The organism is Pararobbsia alpina (genome assembly GCF_965118125.1).
Lineage (GTDB): Bacteria > Pseudomonadota > Gammaproteobacteria > Burkholderiales > Burkholderiaceae > Pararobbsia > Pararobbsia alpina_A.
In genome coordinates this window covers 1,807,287-1,823,600 of sequence record NZ_OZ221288.1, presented here as the reverse complement: position 1 = coordinate 1,823,600, position 16,314 = coordinate 1,807,287, and the positions used below count along the sequence as shown (strand labels likewise).

12 protein-coding genes are annotated in these 16,314 nt (G+C 61.6%); 6 read left to right on the top strand and 6 right to left on the bottom strand.

Features of this window, described 5'->3' with window-relative positions:
* Positions 1 to 361 precede the first annotated feature (361 nt).
* The 3 genes from ACMFWR_RS26230 (at position 362) to ACMFWR_RS26220 (ending at position 2,865) form a co-directional block, all read left to right on the top strand.
* Positions 362 to 1,102, top strand: coding sequence for a hypothetical protein (locus ACMFWR_RS26230; protein WP_413195302.1), 741 nt, complete (start codon positions 362 to 364; stop codon positions 1,100 to 1,102).
* A 133-nt stretch (positions 1,103 to 1,235) separates the two neighbouring features.
* On the top strand, positions 1,236 to 2,519 hold the full coding sequence (locus tag ACMFWR_RS26225) for a type II toxin-antitoxin system HipA family toxin (protein ID WP_413195301.1): 1,284 nt from the start codon (positions 1,236 to 1,238) through the stop codon (positions 2,517 to 2,519).
* Between the two features lie 16 nt (positions 2,520 to 2,535).
* On the top strand, positions 2,536 to 2,865 hold the full coding sequence (locus ACMFWR_RS26220) for a helix-turn-helix domain-containing protein (RefSeq protein WP_413195300.1): 330 nt from the start codon (positions 2,536 to 2,538) through the stop codon (positions 2,863 to 2,865).
* A 92-nt stretch (positions 2,866 to 2,957) separates the two neighbouring features.
* On the opposite strand, the gene nikR is transcribed toward ACMFWR_RS26220, so the two are convergent.
* Positions 2,958 to 3,416, bottom strand: a complete 459-nt coding sequence (gene nikR, locus ACMFWR_RS26215) for a nickel-responsive transcriptional regulator NikR (RefSeq protein ID WP_413195299.1) — start codon at positions 3,414 to 3,416, stop codon at positions 2,958 to 2,960.
* Between the two features lie 195 nt (positions 3,417 to 3,611).
* Here nikR and ACMFWR_RS26210 point away from each other — a divergent pair, with 195 nt between their 5' ends.
* Complete coding sequence (locus tag ACMFWR_RS26210) at positions 3,612 to 4,676, top strand: HoxN/HupN/NixA family nickel/cobalt transporter (RefSeq protein WP_413195298.1); 1,065 nt, start codon at positions 3,612 to 3,614, stop codon at positions 4,674 to 4,676.
* 91 nt (positions 4,677 to 4,767) lie between these two features.
* Complete coding sequence (locus ACMFWR_RS26205) at positions 4,768 to 5,193, top strand: cupin domain-containing protein (RefSeq protein ID WP_413195297.1); 426 nt, start codon at positions 4,768 to 4,770, stop codon at positions 5,191 to 5,193.
* Between the two features lie 57 nt (positions 5,194 to 5,250).
* Here the strand turns inward: ACMFWR_RS26205 and ACMFWR_RS26200 are convergent, their stop codons facing one another.
* From ACMFWR_RS26200 to ACMFWR_RS26180, 5 genes are all read right to left on the bottom strand, one after another.
* Positions 5,251 to 5,793 (bottom strand): YybH family protein, encoded by a 543-nt coding sequence (locus ACMFWR_RS26200; protein WP_413195296.1) that lies wholly within the window; start codon positions 5,791 to 5,793, stop codon positions 5,251 to 5,253.
* A gap of 36 nt (positions 5,794 to 5,829) precedes the next feature.
* On the bottom strand, positions 5,830 to 6,435 hold the full coding sequence (locus ACMFWR_RS26195) for a uracil-DNA glycosylase family protein (protein ID WP_413195295.1): 606 nt from the start codon (positions 6,433 to 6,435) through the stop codon (positions 5,830 to 5,832).
* 241 nt (positions 6,436 to 6,676) lie between these two features.
* Positions 6,677 to 7,558: an alpha/beta hydrolase gene (locus ACMFWR_RS26190; RefSeq protein ID WP_413195294.1), complete on the bottom strand. Its 882-nt coding sequence runs from the start codon at positions 7,556 to 7,558 to the stop codon at positions 6,677 to 6,679.
* Positions 7,559 to 7,665: 107 nt separating this feature from the next.
* Entirely contained in the window at positions 7,666 to 11,409 is a 3,744-nt protein-coding gene (locus tag ACMFWR_RS26185) for a sulfotransferase (protein WP_413195293.1), read from the bottom strand.
* A 313-nt stretch (positions 11,410 to 11,722) separates the two neighbouring features.
* Positions 11,723 to 14,992 (bottom strand): autotransporter domain-containing protein, encoded by a 3,270-nt coding sequence (locus ACMFWR_RS26180; protein WP_413195292.1) that lies wholly within the window; start codon positions 14,990 to 14,992, stop codon positions 11,723 to 11,725.
* A 746-nt stretch (positions 14,993 to 15,738) separates the two neighbouring features.
* On the opposite strand from ACMFWR_RS26180, the gene cysC reads away from it, so the two are divergent.
* Positions 15,739 to 16,281 (top strand): adenylyl-sulfate kinase, encoded by a 543-nt coding sequence (gene cysC, locus ACMFWR_RS26175; protein WP_413195291.1) that lies wholly within the window; start codon positions 15,739 to 15,741, stop codon positions 16,279 to 16,281.
* Positions 16,282 to 16,314 lie beyond the last annotated feature (33 nt).

The window sequence follows — 16,314 nt, the reverse complement described above, 5'->3', positions numbered from 1 at the left end:
GTCTTCCAGACGGGGCCAGCCGGCGCGGGCGCGCGAGCAAAAGCGACATGGTCAGATTAGTCAAAAAACGATGCAATAAATCCGATAGCGCTTGCCCGGCAGAGGAGAAATCGACGGTAGGTACTTCGTGACACCGCTTCACACCGAGATGGCACCGCTGAGCTCTTCGATCGTTAGACGCCCGCCGTATTCATTGGAACGGACCGACCCGCCAAGGGTGTCCGCGCGGGTTCAAGGGTTCGATGTCGGATGCGGGGATTCATCGCACGGGAATATTCGCTCGCCCCAGGTGTTTGCTGTGGGTGAGCGACGCCCAATGCCGTGTTCGAACCGCCGTCGCCGTTTCTACAGAGAATCCTCGATGGCAATCCGCTACCTTATTCCCACGATCGGCGCCCAGAAGGGCCCGACATGCTGGTACACCGCAGCGAAGATGATGCTGCGCTTTCACGGCATGATCGATCCCGAGCAGACTTACCACAACGAATGGAAGGAACTGCACGAGCTTCGCAAGACCATTACGGCGCTCGCAAAGGCGAAAGAGCCCTATGACTATCGTTCAGTGCTGAAAAACCTGATCAGCCGGATGACGGCGGAAGATGGTGCGAGCCCTGAGCGCGAACATCTGAGGTCGCTCAAGCGCAAGTGGGAATCCGCAGGGTCCGATGAACGATTCGACGTCCTGCAGGCCTTCGTGCCGGGCTTGATTGCCCCCCTTCCGCTGGCCGGCGCGAACTACGATGCGGCATTCGTCGAGACCAGCTTGGCGACCTACGGCCCTTTGTACGCGAGCGTCAACCGCCCGGGCACGTCGCTTATGGACATGGACTACGCCCCCGATCCGTTCCCGAACCAAACGGGATACGTCTACAAATACGATGCGAAGGCCAGCTTCGGAGGTCTTCATGCGATCGTGATCTTCGGCGTCGATGCTCAGGAAAACATCTACTACGCCGATCCGAACCACCCTCATCGATATAGCGTGATTCCGTGGGCAGTACTTCAAGGGGAACTCCATTCGCCCGGCGGTTCAATGAGCGATGCCTTGTTTGGCGCCGTTCACTGCACGAACTGCCACCATGTGCAGACGTTTCAGTCCTGAACGGCGGTTTGTGGAATGCCGCTTTGTGGCGATAGGGCGGAGTCGTCGAGGGAGAAAGGTTTGACGGGCTATCAGGATAAAAGTCACATATAAGAGGCGTATAAGACAAGTATTGGCTTAATGTGCTACATTTATGCGGCATATGGAGCTGCCAATGGAATGCACACTGCAGATTTTTCTCGGTGATCGATGGGTTGACGCCGCGCTGATCCAGTTCACCGGCGCGCTATGTCAATGGGACTATGCGGTGGAGTACGTTGTCGACCATGCCGACGCGGCGCTGTCGCTGATCGAACCTGTCGACATCCAGATTCGCGCGAGTTCGACCATGCCGGCTTTTCTATACGACTTGGTCCCGCAGGGCAGCGGCCGACGCTTTTTGCTTGGCGAACTGAAACTACCTGATGGCCCTGACGCAGACTTCCCCTTGATATGTGCCGGTGCTTTCAATCCGATTGGTCGGATTCGCATCGCCGAGGCGGTTCAATACTTTGAAACGCATGTGGCGCGGCATCCGGATGCAGTGGGCCTGCCCGGTCTGACAATCGACGACGTCGTAGCACGCAGCATCGAATTCAAGGAAAGGATGTTCCTCCATGGGATGCTTGGCACAGGCACCACAGGCGTCCAGGGCGCGGCACCTAAATATCTTTTGACTCAGGACCGGGCAGGACTTTTGCACGGCGATGCCGTGCTGCCGGACGACGAAGCCGTCCGGCACTTCATCGCGAAGCTGCCTCGTGGTACGAGCGCGGCCGACGTCAAGGTGCTCCGCAATGAGGCAGCCTATATGCAGGTGGCGTCCCGGCTGGGTATCCGCACACATCCGGATCTGCCGACGCTGCATGGCGACGTTTTACTCGTGCCGCGTTTCGACCGGTCCGTGAGCGAGGGCAAGGTCAGGCGTTTCCATCAGGAGAGCGCGGCGTCGCTCCTCGGCTTGCGTGGATTTGACCTGCGCCCGAGCCTCTTCGAAGTCGTCACCGCGTTGCGGAAGGTGGTCACTGACCCTGCTGGCGAGACACTTGAGTTCATCAAGCGCGACGTGCTCAATCTTGCGATGCGCAACACAGACAATCATGCGCGAAACACGGCAGTTCAATCGATTGATGGCAAGGTCCAGCTCACGCCATTGTTTGACTTCGCCCCGATGTACCTCGACCCCGAGTTGATTCCACGTGCGCTGCGGTGGTATCGGCCGGACACAGGGGTGGAACTGACAAATTGGGCCGACGTGCTCGACATGATGAACATGTCGAGAGACGAATTGGTTCGACTCGCTTCCGGGTTGCATGAGTTTGCCGGACAAGTCGAACGCCTGCCTGACACGATGGAAGCACAGAACGTCGATCACGACATCATCGAGTTTTTGATGCCGTCCATCGACACGCAGGTCCGCCAACTCCAAGCCCTTTAACCGCTGGAGGCTCAACATGCCCCGCCGGAACAAACCGACTCGCGACGAGCAGAATGCCATGCGCCGCGACTTCTACGACAGGCTCGCGCGAAACGAGTTGAATCTTCCTGAAGCCATGAAGGCGATGCGGAAAATGACAGGGCTGACTCAAGCGGAATTCGCGGCGCATCGAGGCGTAAGCCGTCGCGTGATCCAGGATATCGAAAGCGGAACGGGCAATCCGACTGTCGAGTCACTCAACAGCATTGCGAAGATGTTCGGTCTGAAGGTCGGGTTGGTATCGATTCGCCGGATGGAGCCAGCTGTGACTACCGCGCCCGCGAACCAAGCCACCGATCCCCGATAAGGCACGACTCCATATTCACCGCGGTCTCGGTGCGTTCTGGTCGCAGACCGTCCGTATGAGGGCGGTCCTGAGGCTCTGCCGATACGTTCGACCTACACGTGCAGATGATCGTGATGACTCTTCCCGTGCCCGTGATGATGCTCGGCGCGTTCGAGCGTGACCGGGATGGTGTGAAGCTGCGCGTAGCGCACTCCCCGCTGGCTCGACAGGCCGTCGGCGAACTTTGCAATATCCTGTGCGCTCCCTCTGAGCACCGACGACTCCAGGCAGCTTTCGTGGTCGAGATGCACGCGCAGGCTGGCGACCGCCAGATCGTGATGGTCGTGATGCGCCTGCGTGACTCGACGTGCGAGGTCGCGCGTCGCGTGGTCGTACACGTAGGACAGCGTCGCCACGCATAATTGATCGGGCGTTTGCGTCTGTTCGCGAGAACCGCGTTCGCGCACGATATCGCGGATGGCCTCCGAACGGCTCGTGTAGCCGCGCTCCAGCATCAGCTGGTCGACAACGGTTAGCAGATCGTCGTCTATCGTGATCGTGATTCTTTGCATCGCAGTTCTCGCGTCGAAAATCGGAAGCCGAATGGCGGATGTCGTGCGCCAAAGTGTAGGGCAGCTATATCTGAGTATCGTATTCGAACAAATGCCGTGTGATGTTTTTTGAAAAAGGTATTATTCGGGCCTGAATTCGATGTTATCCGGCAGCCACGTGCCGATCATATCGACATCCATTCTGCGGAGACAGCGATGATGGACCCGATTCGAGCGGTGTTTGCGGATGATCGCGGCAACCTGCGGCAGAAGGTCACCGGCGTCTACTCGCTCCTGATCGCATTCAATATCGGCGCCTGGATCTGGGCGTTCGCGGCGTTTCGCCACTATCCGCTGTTGATGGGCACCTGTCTGCTCGCATACTCATTTGGTCTGCGTCATGCGGTCGACGCCGACCACATCGCCGCGATCGACAACGTCACGCGCAAGCTCATGCAGGCAGACAAACGGCCGGTCACGGTCGGTCTGATGTTCTCGCTGGGCCATTCGACGATTGTCGTGCTTGCGTCCGTGGGTATCGCTGCGACCGCGCTCGCGCTTCAAGGCCGCCTCGACGGTTTCAAGGAGATCGGCGGCCTGATCGGCACACTGGTGTCGACGTTCTTCCTGTTTGCCATTGCCTTGATGAATCTTGTGATCCTGCGTTCGGTCGTCAAGGCGTTTGGACGCGTGCGCCGAGGCGAGCCGTACGCCGAGGAAGACTTCGATTTGCTGCTCGGCAATCGCGGTTTTCTCGCCCGTATTTTCCGGCCGATGTTCGGGCTCGTGAACAAAAGCTGGCATATGTACTTCCTCGGCTTTCTGTTCGGGCTCGGATTCGACACCGCAACGGAAGTCGGGCTGCTCGGGATCTCGGCGGCCGGCGCCGCGCACGGCATGCCGATCTGGTCGATTCTGGTGTTTCCCGCTTTGTTCACGGCGGGCATGACGCTGGTCGACACGACCGACGGCATTCTGATGCTCGGCGCGTACGGTTGGGCATTCGTCAAACCCGTTCGCAAGCTGTACTACAACATCACGATTACCTCGATCTCGGTGCTCGTCGCGATCGTCGTCGGCAGTATCGAAGGACTGGGTCTGCTGGCGGACAAGCTGCATCTGAGCGGCGCGTTCTGGGATGCCGTGGGCATGCTCAACGATAACTTCGGGCTCGTGGGCTACGGCATCATTGCCGTGTTCGCGGCCAGCTGGCTGGTGTCCGCGGTGATCTACAAGGTCAAACGGTTCGACGAGCTCGGCGTGAACGCGGAGTCGGCGTAGCCGCTGCACGAACGTTCTATCTCCCGCTCGACGGGCTGCCTATGCTTGATGCAGCCCCTTCTGCAACCTCCCACATCGAGCGGAGAGAACGATGTCTCAAGCGACAGCCACACCCACGGCGCCGGCCGACCGCGGCCAGTGCCGGACCATTGACCCGATCAGCAAGATCGACCACATCGACGGCTACTGGCAGCAACGCGTCATTGCCGAAATGAACGACTACCAGTTCAAGGTCGCGAAACTCGACGGCGACTTTGTCTGGCACAAGCACAGCGATACCGACGAGACGTTTATCGTGCTCGAAGGAGAGTTGCATATCGACTTTCGCGGTGCGCCGTCGGGCGACGGGACGATCGTGCTGCATGCGGGGCACATGGCCGTGGTGCCCAAAGGCGTCGAGCATCGGCCTCGCGCGCAAACCGAAGTCAAACTGCTGCTGATCGAGCCGCATGGCGTCGTCAACACAGGTGACGGCGAAGCCACCGAGCGCACCGTCGAACTCGATCAGTGGGTCTGAACGCGGTGTGTCGGTTTAGCACTTGAACATCCGCGCTCGAACTTGACCGCTTGAATATCAGCGCTTGAACATCACGGCGATCGTTTTCGGGTCGACCGGGCAGGACGAATGTTGATGGACGATTTTCCACGCTTCCCCGGCGCGCCTGAGCGTGACGGTGAGGCGATTGTCCATCGACCTTAACTCGACACCGGCGGGGTCTACGGCTTTGAACTTCATGAAGGTGTGCAGGACGCAAACGTCTTGCCCGCTCACGACCCGGGTGTCGCTGAAATCGACGATCACACGGTCCGTGCCGAGTGAGCCGAACCAGCCGGCCACCATGTCCCGCCAGGGCCCGATACCGTCGTATGACCAGACGCCCCACATATCGAAGACGGAAAGGTCCGGGTCATACAGGCTGACGAATGCGTCGACGTCCTGTGCCAGTACGGCTGCCTTGTAGTCATCGAGGACCTGCAGAACCGGATTGTCGAGTGTTTCCACTGTGCTTCTCCTGAGTGAACTGCGTTGACGGCCGACGTGGGCAACGGCCAAACGTAGCCCGTCGATCCTGCCGGTTTCAGAACCACGACGAACGACGCGTCGCAGGATCGACACGGAAGCGGAAGAATCGGCGGACCAGACGAACTCGGACTACACGGGGGCTGACAAGGCCAGCGCCACGCGCTCACGCAAAGTCGGCAATACGTCAGCTTCGAACCATGGATTGCGCTTGAACCACGCAATGTTGCGCGGCGACGGATGGGGCAAGGGCATGACGTTGGGCCCAAGTTCCCGCCACCCTAACAGCGTATCGGTCAACGTCGAACGGTATGCGTTGCCGAGGCCATATCGCAGCGCGTATTGCCCGATCAGCACGGTCAGCCTGATAGAGCGCATATGCGCAAGCAATTCGCTGTGCCAGCGCGCCGCGCATTCGGGCCGGGGCGGCAGGTCGCCGCTCGCTCCGCGTCCGGGGAAGCAAAAGCCCATCGGCACCAGCGCGATCTTCGAGTCGTCGTAGAACGTGGTGTCGTCGACGCCTAACCAGTTTCTCAGGCGGGCGCCGCTGGCATCGCTCCATGGAACGCCTGAGGCGTGGACCTTCGCACCCGGCGCCTGGCCGATGATCAAAACGCGCGCGTGCTCCGATGCCGCGACGACTGGACGGCAACCATGCGGTAAAAACGGCGCACAGATCGTGCACGCGCGGATATCGCGCAACAAATCGTGAAGGGGAACCACCGGGGAGGCACTCATATCGGAGACGGCGCGGCATTCAAGCGGGAGCGGGGCGAACCTGACAGCGCAAGCGGTACCGTGCAGATTCTTCGCGATGATACGCCGGAGGGGACGCAGACCCGTGTGCACTCCTGCGTTGGGCCAGACCCAGACGTGGATTCAGGCCATCGGGTTCCGATGCGGATTCGCGCGCAGACTCGAGCCCGGAGCGGGGCCTGGACTCCGGCCCCGGGGCGACGCACACTGAGACTCGACACGGTCAAGGTGCCTTGCCGTTTGCGACGGACGGCTGGGCGAGGTAAGTCGTCCACAGCGCGGGCCAGCGATCGGCCCAGCAGCATGCGTGTCCGAATTCGTCGATCGTGATCACAGTCGGGCGCTGTGCAGGCGCAAACCGGTCGGCGAAAGACTGGGTGAGGGCGGCGGGTACGACGGTGTCGCGCCCGCCGACAAAATGCCACTGTGAAATGCCAGCGAGTGGCTGGACGTCGTCGACTGGGTCGAGCGAGCCGTCGAGCGGGCGGAGTCCTTGTTGCTCGGCCCATGCACGAGGATCGAGATTGCCTGCGACGGTCACGAGACGGTCGACGTCAGTGCGGCGTGCGGCGACCAGCGCGGCGATGGCGCCGCCGCCGGAATAGCCAATCAATGTGAGGTGTCCGGCCCCTGAGACGCGCTTGAGATGCGAAACGACTTCGTCGGTCGCGCGGACGGCATCGTCCGAGAAGCGCCTTGAGGTCCAGTAAGCTGACGAGCACGACGTGTGTTCGGCATCGACGTACTGGCACGGCCGCGCAAGATACACCGCGCGCCCCGAAGGCTGCGCAAGGGCAAGCCGAAGCGCGATGGGATCGACGGGCGTCGGATCATCGGACGGCGACGACGGGCTCACCCACGCGAGGCCGTCGCCTTCGATATAGATCGACAGACGTTCGGGCGATATGTGCAGCGCCGGCATCCAGAGAGCGATCTGAAACGCGCCTGCGTTCCATTGCTCGTGCTGCCAGCCTTTCGATGATGCGAGCTGATCGGCGCGCTCATAACGGTCTGCCGGACTGGGTAGCAGCGAGCATGCGCTCAGTGACAGCACCAGTCCGAGTGCCAGTGCCATCATCGGCATCGGCATTGGCATCCGCGTCATTCCAGCAAGTCCGTGGCGTCGTTGCGCCGCGTACCTCACGTCCCCGGACCTCGTCTCGCCTGACTGGCATTCGCCGACGCTCATGACCTCACGCCCCGAACTGTGCCTCAGGCCTTCACGTAGTCGCCCAATGCTTCGAGCAACGGTCCGAGATAGCGCTCGTAATGTTTCCATCGTTCTACCGAGCTTGAATAGATAGGCTGGCGCACCTGCGTCACGCTCGCCGTGCGAATGGCACGCTGAGTCTTGTGGAAGTCGAGACAGGCGTCGTTCCAGGGCAGCTCGACATAGTCGATGAGGCGCCGCGCCTGGGTCTCGATGTCGGCGACCAGATCTTCATACTGCACCTCGATAAAGCTCCCTTGCGGCAGCACCGCGCGCCAGTGATCCATAAGCCGCGCGTAGTTCACGTAGTGAAGGCCCAGTTCGCGCAGGTCATAGGTCGCATCCTGATGGCGCGTGAAGAGTCGCGTAAAGCACGACAAGCACGTATCCACAGGATTGCGCCTGACATGGATGATCTTTGCGTTGGGCAACACCAAAGGTATCAGTCCCAGCAACATATAGTTGGCCGGCATCTTGTCAGTCATGCGAAGCGCATTCGGTGCGCGCGCACGAAGCCGGCGCACATACTCAGCGCCCTTGTGAGTAAAGTCCTCGGGGGTGGCGTGAACCAGGTTGTCCGGAAACCGTAGCTGCGTGCCTGCGCTCGCAATGGGCTGCTGGAATACGTCCATCAGATCGCGCAGTTCGCCGGCGCCGTGAACGTCGGGGTGGCTCGCGAGGATCTGCTCCGTCAACGTCGTGCCCGAACGCGGCATGCCCAATACAAAGACGGGTGCGCGCGAAGGGTCTCCTTCACCGCGAAACCGGTCGATAAAGCCTTGCGAAACGACCTGCATGATGTGGTCGACATGAGCGCGCTCTTGCTGGCTGTCGTACGTCAGTCGCGAACGCTTGATCCGGGCGCCTTCGAGATAGTGAGGAAACGCCGTGTCCCAAACGCGCATATCGTCGTAGGCCTTGCCGAGCGCGTAGTGGATCGCCAGACGCTGTTCGGGATTGGACTCGTCACTGAGCATGGCTTCGAGCGTCGCGACGTTGCTGTCGCCCGGCGTCACTTTGCGGGCCTGAATCAGCGCGAGACGCGCGCCGAGATGATCCGGGTGGGATGCAAGAAAACGCTCGAGCGCGTCGACGGCCTGATCGATCCGGCCGTGCTCGACGTGCAGATTGCAGAGCGCGGTCAGTGCATCGCCGGAGTCGGGGTCGAGACGCAGCGCTTCGCCGAATGCATTTTCGGCCTCGGTGATGTGCTCGAGTTCCACGCAGACCTCGCCGAGTTGCGTCCATGCGGCCGCGTTGGTCGCGTCGCGCCTCACTGCTGCTTGCAGGATGGCGTAAGCGTTATCGATCAGACCTTGTTCGCGCGCGATGCGCCCGTACGCGATCAGCGCCTTGGTGTAGGCGGGCGCGATCTCCAGGGCGCGCTGCACATGTTTCGAAGCTTCCTCGAGCCGCGCTTGCTTGAAGCGCAGCAGCCCGAGGTTGTACCAGGCTTCGGCATGCCGCGGGTTCAGCGACAGCGCTTTGTCGATCACCGGTTCGGCCTGCTCGAGCGTGTCTTGTTCGACGAGCGCGCCGCCGAGGTTGGAAACAGCCTCAGCGTAGTCGGGCTGCGTCTCGACCGCCTTGCGGTACCACTCGACGGCCTGGTCGAGCTCGCCGCGCTCGCGCGCAATGCTGCCGAGGTTATTCATCGATTGCGCAAGCTGAACGTCCAGGCCCAATGCACGTCGATGCTGGGTCTCGGCTTCGTCGAGGCGATGCGCATCAAACAAGGCGATGCCCAGATTGGACCGTGCGCTCGCGGAATGCGGATCGAGTTCCACAGCCGCGCTTCCGTGGTGGATCGCCATGTCGAACTGTCCCTTGCGGCGATACATTTCGGCGAGATTGCTTCGGAACAGCGGCGTGCCGGGGGCGAGTTCGACGGCACGTTCGACCAACGCCATGCCTTCGTCGACACGCTGCGTCTGATACAGCGCGACGCCCAGCAGATGCACTGCATAGGCATCGTTCGGGAACGACGAAATGACATCTCGCAAGAGAATTTCCGCATCGCGCCCCATGCCCTCATCGACGTAGCGCTGCGCGAGTTCGGTCAGTGCCTGGGCAACCTGTGCCTTGCCGTCTGCCGTAGGCAGGCTGTCATCCGCGTTGCCTTTGACGATCTCGATGAGGGGGCCGAGATGACGCGCAAACTGCTTCCAGCGATGAATCGATCGCGTATAAATGGGCTCGCGCACCTGGGCCGCGCTCGCTGTTTTGACCGTACGCGTGTTCTCATGAAAGGACAGCACGCCGTCATGCCATGGCAGACCGATGTAGTCGAGCATGCGTTCAGCCTGCGCTTTAGTGTGCTCGACGACGTGTTCATACGGCACATCGAGAAACGCATCGGTGGGCAGAACGGAGCGCCAATGGGTCATCACGCGTTCGTATCCGCGGTAATAGCGGCCGAGCGAGCGCAGGTCGTACGTGTAGTCCATACGGTCCGCGAACAATCGGGCGAAGCATGAAAAGCACGTATCGAGCGCATCCCGCGACGCGTGAATGATCTTCGCCTGCGGCAACGCGAGACGGATCAGGCCAACGAAGAAAAAGTTGGCGGGCATCTTGTCGACCACGAAGGCACGGCCAGGCGCGATGCGCTGGATGTTCTCGAGATAGAGACGCCCGATTCGCGCCAGGCCTTCATCGCCAAGCTGTGCCAGGGCAGACGGCTGCAATGTTCCGGCCGAGCCTGTCGCCTGGGCGATGGCATCGGTGAGCGCATTCAGCTCACCAGCGCCGTACACGTCGGGATGACTCGCGAGCATTTGCTCGAGCAGGGTCGTGCCGGAGCGCGGCATGCCGACGATAAAGATGGGCACCGGCCCGTTGTGCGTCTTGCGGGTGTCGTGTGCTGCAGCCTGATGTCGCGCGAAGTAGGGCACATCGAACACCCCGACCATCGCGTCGAGTAAGACACGTGTCTCCTGCTCCTGTTCGACCGCGCCGGACAACGTCGCACGGTGGATCGCGTTGCCCTCCGCGTAGGCGAAAAACGCCTCGTCATAGCGACCGATGTCCTCGAGCGCCTTGCCTAGCGCGAAGCACAGGCGCACGCGCGAACCAATGGGTAGCTCGGCGCGCCGCGCTCGCATGGCTTCGAGAATCGGAATGTGCGGATCGTTGCGGTTGTAGTGCTTGAGCGAAGACAGGTTGTAGTGCGCTTCGGCAAAACCGGGGCTTGCTGTCAGCGCGGCTTCGAACGCGCGTCGCGCCTCCGCGTGATCACCGGCGGCGACGTGGAGCGCGCCAGCGTTGTTCAATGCCTGCGCATTGCCGGGGTCGAGTGCCGCGGCCTGCTGGTACGCCGCAAGCGCGCCTTGTGCATCGCCGCGGCGTTCACGCACGGCCCCGAGGTTGTTCCAGGCCGCGGCTTGGTTCGGGTCGACCTCGAGCGCGCGAGTGAAGGCCTCGACCGCCTGCGTGTCGTCATGCGCCTCGAAGCAGGCCAGCCCGAAGTTCAGATGTGCGCCCACGTCGTCCGGCATCAGCGAGGTGGCGCGGCGGCCCATCGCGATCGCCTTGGGCAGGTCGCCGGTGCGACGACAGATCTCGGCCAGGTCGCGATAGTACAGCCCCTGATCGGGCCGCGCCGCGATGGCGGTTTCGAGGTTCGAGACGGCGTCGCGCCACTGGCCGGCTTCAAACGCATGAATCGCAAGGGCGTGCCAGGCCTGATCGTCGCCGGGCTGTTCAGTCACCCGTTTGCGCAGCAGGTCGAGCGTGGACGCATTCATGAAGGGTTCTCGCTGGATAAGGTCGCTGATGGTAGCGCGTACCGGGACGTCGAGGCCGGCCCGGCGCTGGCTAAGCGCGGGTTCAGCGCTGGCTCGACGCTGACTTGGCCCAGGCTTCGGGCGAGTTAAGGGTCGACGCGAGCAGATTGGAAGAAGCAAAGGGTAGCGGGCATATTGAACCAGAACCCCCCGATACGCAAAAGGCAGCGCCGCGTTCGGTCAATGCTTCCGCGGCGGACTTGCGTTGCAGTAAAAAAAGACCCGCACCTCGTCGGGGAGGTGCGGGTCTTTGTGCGCGAAGAAGGTCGTCTTCTTAGAACGCCCAGCGCACGCGCGCCGACAGCGTCTGGTTCAGGTACCCCGAGGTACGCGCTTCAAGGTCATAGCGCAGCGAATACTCGATGCCCTTGCTGCCGTCCTTGATCAGGGCTGCGCCAGCACGATAGATCCACGGCGATGCGAACAGGCCGTTGGTCACGAATGCCGGGCCGCCGCCCACGAAGATCGACGAGGTCTGACCTTGCTTGTTGAGGAAGTCATACCCGACGCCAGCGTTCGCGAGCACCTTGAGCGTATCCGTGAAGTTGTGCGACATCTTCGCGTCAGCCGACAGCACGAGCTCGCGATACGAGCTTGCGTCGACGTTCAGATCGAGCGGGCCGGCTCCCGATTCCGTATAGCCTTGCGTGCGCATATACGTGTAGTCGAGGCGCACCGAAGGCGTTGCGGTCGTCGTTTGCCCAAGCGCCAGCGTGTGACCGATACCGACGCTCGTGTGGACATCCATGCTGCTGAAGTCGGCCGTCGCGGTCGAGCCCATAAAGCCGATCGTGCGATGGCTCGTTGCGTCGTTGCGGCCGATATCGAGCTGATAGTTGATGTCGGTCAGCGGATTCAGGTTGTAGCTTGCATAACCGACGAGCTCGAACGTATTTACGCTGACGTGGCTCGGCGCATCCGATGATGTGCTGCGGATCGAGCTGTCCGCGTAGGTGAACGCACCGCCCGCGCGCATGTGCTCCGACACCGGCAAATCGCCACCGAACACGACACCGCCGGTGTCCGACTTGAAGCCGCTCACGCCGTCGAGGTCGTTCTGCGATCCCTGGTCGCCGAACGCACGCACCCAGAGGAAGCGGTCGGGCGTGGCGTCACCCGACGACAAGCCGTGGTTCGACTCGTTGCGCGACTGGATGATCTTGTTCATGCTGTGCAGCGCGTTCATGCCCGCTTGCGATGTCGCCCCCGTCACGGCCGGCAGCGTTTGCGTGACGGCGCTTGCGACCTGTGCGGAATTCATCGTCGACAGGCGGTCGAACACGGGCTGCATCGCTCCGAACGAGCCGCTGTTGAAAATCTGCTGCAGCGAATTGGCCGCGCCTGTTGCCACGTTCATGTGGTTGTCGAGCACGGACTGGGAGATCCCGGCCGAGTTCGCCTTGGCTACAAGGTCGAGATCCTGCGCATCGCGGCTGGTCGACGCGGTGAAGTCATACAGCGCGCTGTTGTCCGTGACCGTGATCGCGGTCGGGTCGACGCTCAGCTTGCCTTGCGCAGAGATCACGCCTTGTACGACGGCTCCATTGGTGATGACCGGCGAACCGACGACGTTGACGTTGACCACTGAGCCATTGGCGATCGATGCGTTGCCGGTCACGGCCAGACGGCCGTAACCGGAGGTCGCGCTCGGCAGGTTGATCTTGAAGACTGCGCCGGAGGCCTGGGTATAGTTGCCCGTCACCGTCTGAGCGGTGCTGCCGACGCCGACTGTGCCGTTGTTGTAGAAACCATTCACGGTTTCGACGCCGTTGGCCATGTTGAAGACGCTGCCTGCAGCCACGTTGAAGCGCGACACGTCAAACGTGCCTTCGCTCGTGAACACGGCGCCGCTCACCAGATCGAATTCCGTTGATGGCGCATCGACGTTGCCGACGAGTCGCGCGGTCGTGCCTTCGACTGTGATGGCGCTGACGTGCGAATCGGCGCTCACGTAGATCGCGTTCGTTCCGCCCGAGATCGTGCCGCTGGTGACGATGCCGCCGGCGATGGTGGCACCCGAGGTCACGCTGACGCCTGCGCTGCCGCCATGGATGAGCCCAGCGTTCGACAGCGAGCCCTGGACCGTGCCGCCGGCAATACTGACGCCGTTGGTGCCGCCCGTGATGGTCCCGCTTGCCGTGTTCGCGATGCCGCCAAGGATCGTCGAATGATCGATCAGGATGCCGTTCGTGCCGCCCTGGATCAGGCCGCTGTTCGTGATGCTGCCCGTCATGCCCGCGGCAGCGGTGCCGCTGACGCCGGCCCGGGCCAGCGTGACGCTGCTGCCGGACGTGTAGTAGTACGTCGACGTCCAGTTGCCCGCGGCGATCTCGATACCGTTGGTCGCGCCGATGATCGATGCGCCGGCGGCGTTGGAGATCGAGCCGTTGAGGATGCCGCCGTACAGGCTGATGCCGGCGCCAGACGTGCCGCGGATGGTGCCGCTGTTCGAGATGCTTCCCGTGAGCGTAGAGGATGGGACGCTGTTTGCCGTGACCGACGAGCCGCCCCAGAAGAAGCTGTAGTCGTCGACATGGGACGGGACACCGACCGTGATGCCGGACGCGCCGGCAATCGTGCCGGAGTTCACGATGTTCGCTGTAACGGCGCCGCCGACGAAAATGCCCGCGCCCGAGCCGCCCGAGATGGTGCCTGAGTTGACGATGCCCTGCGTGAGCGTGGCGTCGCCCAGGGAAATGCCGATTCCGCTGCTGCTGATCGCCCCCGTGTTCGTGATGCCGCCGGTGATCACGCTGCCGCTGTTCACCGCGATGGCCGTGCCGCTCGTGCCACCGACGTGGATCATGCCGGAGTTGACGATGCTGCCCTGCATCGGTCCGCCGGACACACCGACTGCGGTGCCGCCGTCCGTCGCGTCAATCGTCCCGGTGTTCGTCAGATTGCCGGTGAATTGAATGTTGTTGAGGATGATCGGGAAATAGCGCGCGCTGAGCACACCTGCGTTCGTGATGCCGCCCGTGATCGTGGCATTCGTGCCGCGGATCACGGACTGATACGCGCTCATGGTCCCGGAGGCCGTGTTGACGATGCCGTTGACCGTGGAGCCGCCCTCGAGTGTGAAGACCTGCGTCGTGTAGGTCGGCGCGAGATCGGTGTTGGCGATCGTGCCGCTGTTGATCAGGCCGCCCCCGAGATTACCGTAGACGACGATGGGTGCCGTCGAGCCTTCGGTATTGCTCTCGATCGTGCCTGCGTTGTTGATCGAGCCGACCGTCGTGTTCGCGCTGACGCTGACCGCGTTGCCCCCCGACCCGTTGATCGTGCCGGTCGATGTGACGACCACATTCTGCCCGGCGCTGGACAGCGTGCAGGTCTGTGACATCGTGCCCGAAATCGTGGTCGTCGACCCGGAGCAAACCGGCGTGGCGGCCGCTTCACCCGCCATCGCCAACACGGCGCTCGCGACTGCGATTTGAACGATGGCCGCCTTCGACTTGGTCTTGCCATGGCCCTTGACGTTCTCGGCCGCTGCCACAAATGCATTGCGGCGCGCGCTCCAGACAACCCGATAACAACGATTCATTAGTCTTCCTTAGTTCCAGAGTGATGGGACGTCGCAAAGTAAGCCCGGCCAATCCCGCGTCTGAAAACGTGAGGAAACGCAAATCGTCGAAATCCGGAAATGAATTCCGATTTGAGCCGAAATGAATTCTTGATTGCCTGATACCCGCGGGCGACCACAACGTGGCCCGTCCGTGGATGCTCTTAACGGTTTGTTACAAATAAACTTGATAGCGTGCTGTGCTGTTGTTGCGGTCGCGCAAATGCGGTGGGTTCAACCGCATGGAAGGTCTATCGCATTGATTGTTATGAGATTTCTAGATCGATTTATTGAAATCAGGTAATCCTGACTGATTAATTTAAGGCTGGCGATTGGCAATTGATTGGATCTGCTAAGTGAAAGCCCCTATCCGGTATCCAATGCAGTGACATTCAGTCATTCCTGAGCCGTAAAAAAATAAATTCAGCACACGTCGCCGTTTAGCGATTTTTATTTTGTTTATCTGCAGGGGTACGCTCGGCGTGTTCGGTGAACGAACGAACTCGCACCCGGCGTGCTTTTTTTCATCGAAGCCTCAAGTTCCCTGTTCGGCCTTCCGTTAGAGCGTAATAAGAGGCGGTCTGCGCGATGGGCAACGCGGGCAGACCCGGTGGTAGCAGACGACGCGCGCGGAGTGCGCGGGCGACGCGTGCCGCGCGCAAAGCGGGGCGCACGTCCGCTGTTCAGTCAGTAAAGCGGTCGTTGCCAGCGTTCAGGAATTCGAATAAATGATCACGGCACAGACCCTTTGGTTCACCGGCCTCTCCGGCTCGGGGAAATCGACGCTCGCGTCTGCGAGCGCGACGTTCTTTCGCGCTCACGGCCTCGCGTGTGAAATTGTCGATGGCGATGTCTTGCGCGACACGGTCTGTGCAGATCTCGGTTTCTCGCGCGAGGATCGCCGCGAAAACATCCGGCGCGCCGCGGTGCTCTGCCGCGATCTCAACGAGCGCGGCATCGTTGCGATCGCCGCGCTGATTTCGCCGTATCGCGAAGACCGGGAGATGGCCTGCGAAATCGTCGGCGCCCCGTTCAAGGAAATCTGGGTGGCCACGCCCATCGCCGAGTGCGAACGACGCGATCCGAAAGGGCTGTACCGCAAGGCGAGAGCGGGCGACATTCCGTCGTTCACCGGTATCAGTGCGCCGTATGAGCGTCCGTTGAATCCCGACCTCGTGGTTCACGCCTACAACGCGCCGATTTCGGAATGCGTCGCGACGATTGATATCCGCTTCGGACTGTCGAGCCTCGCGCACCGAGTCGCCGCTTAAGCGAAAAGGGTGCGAGGTTCGGCACCCGCTTCA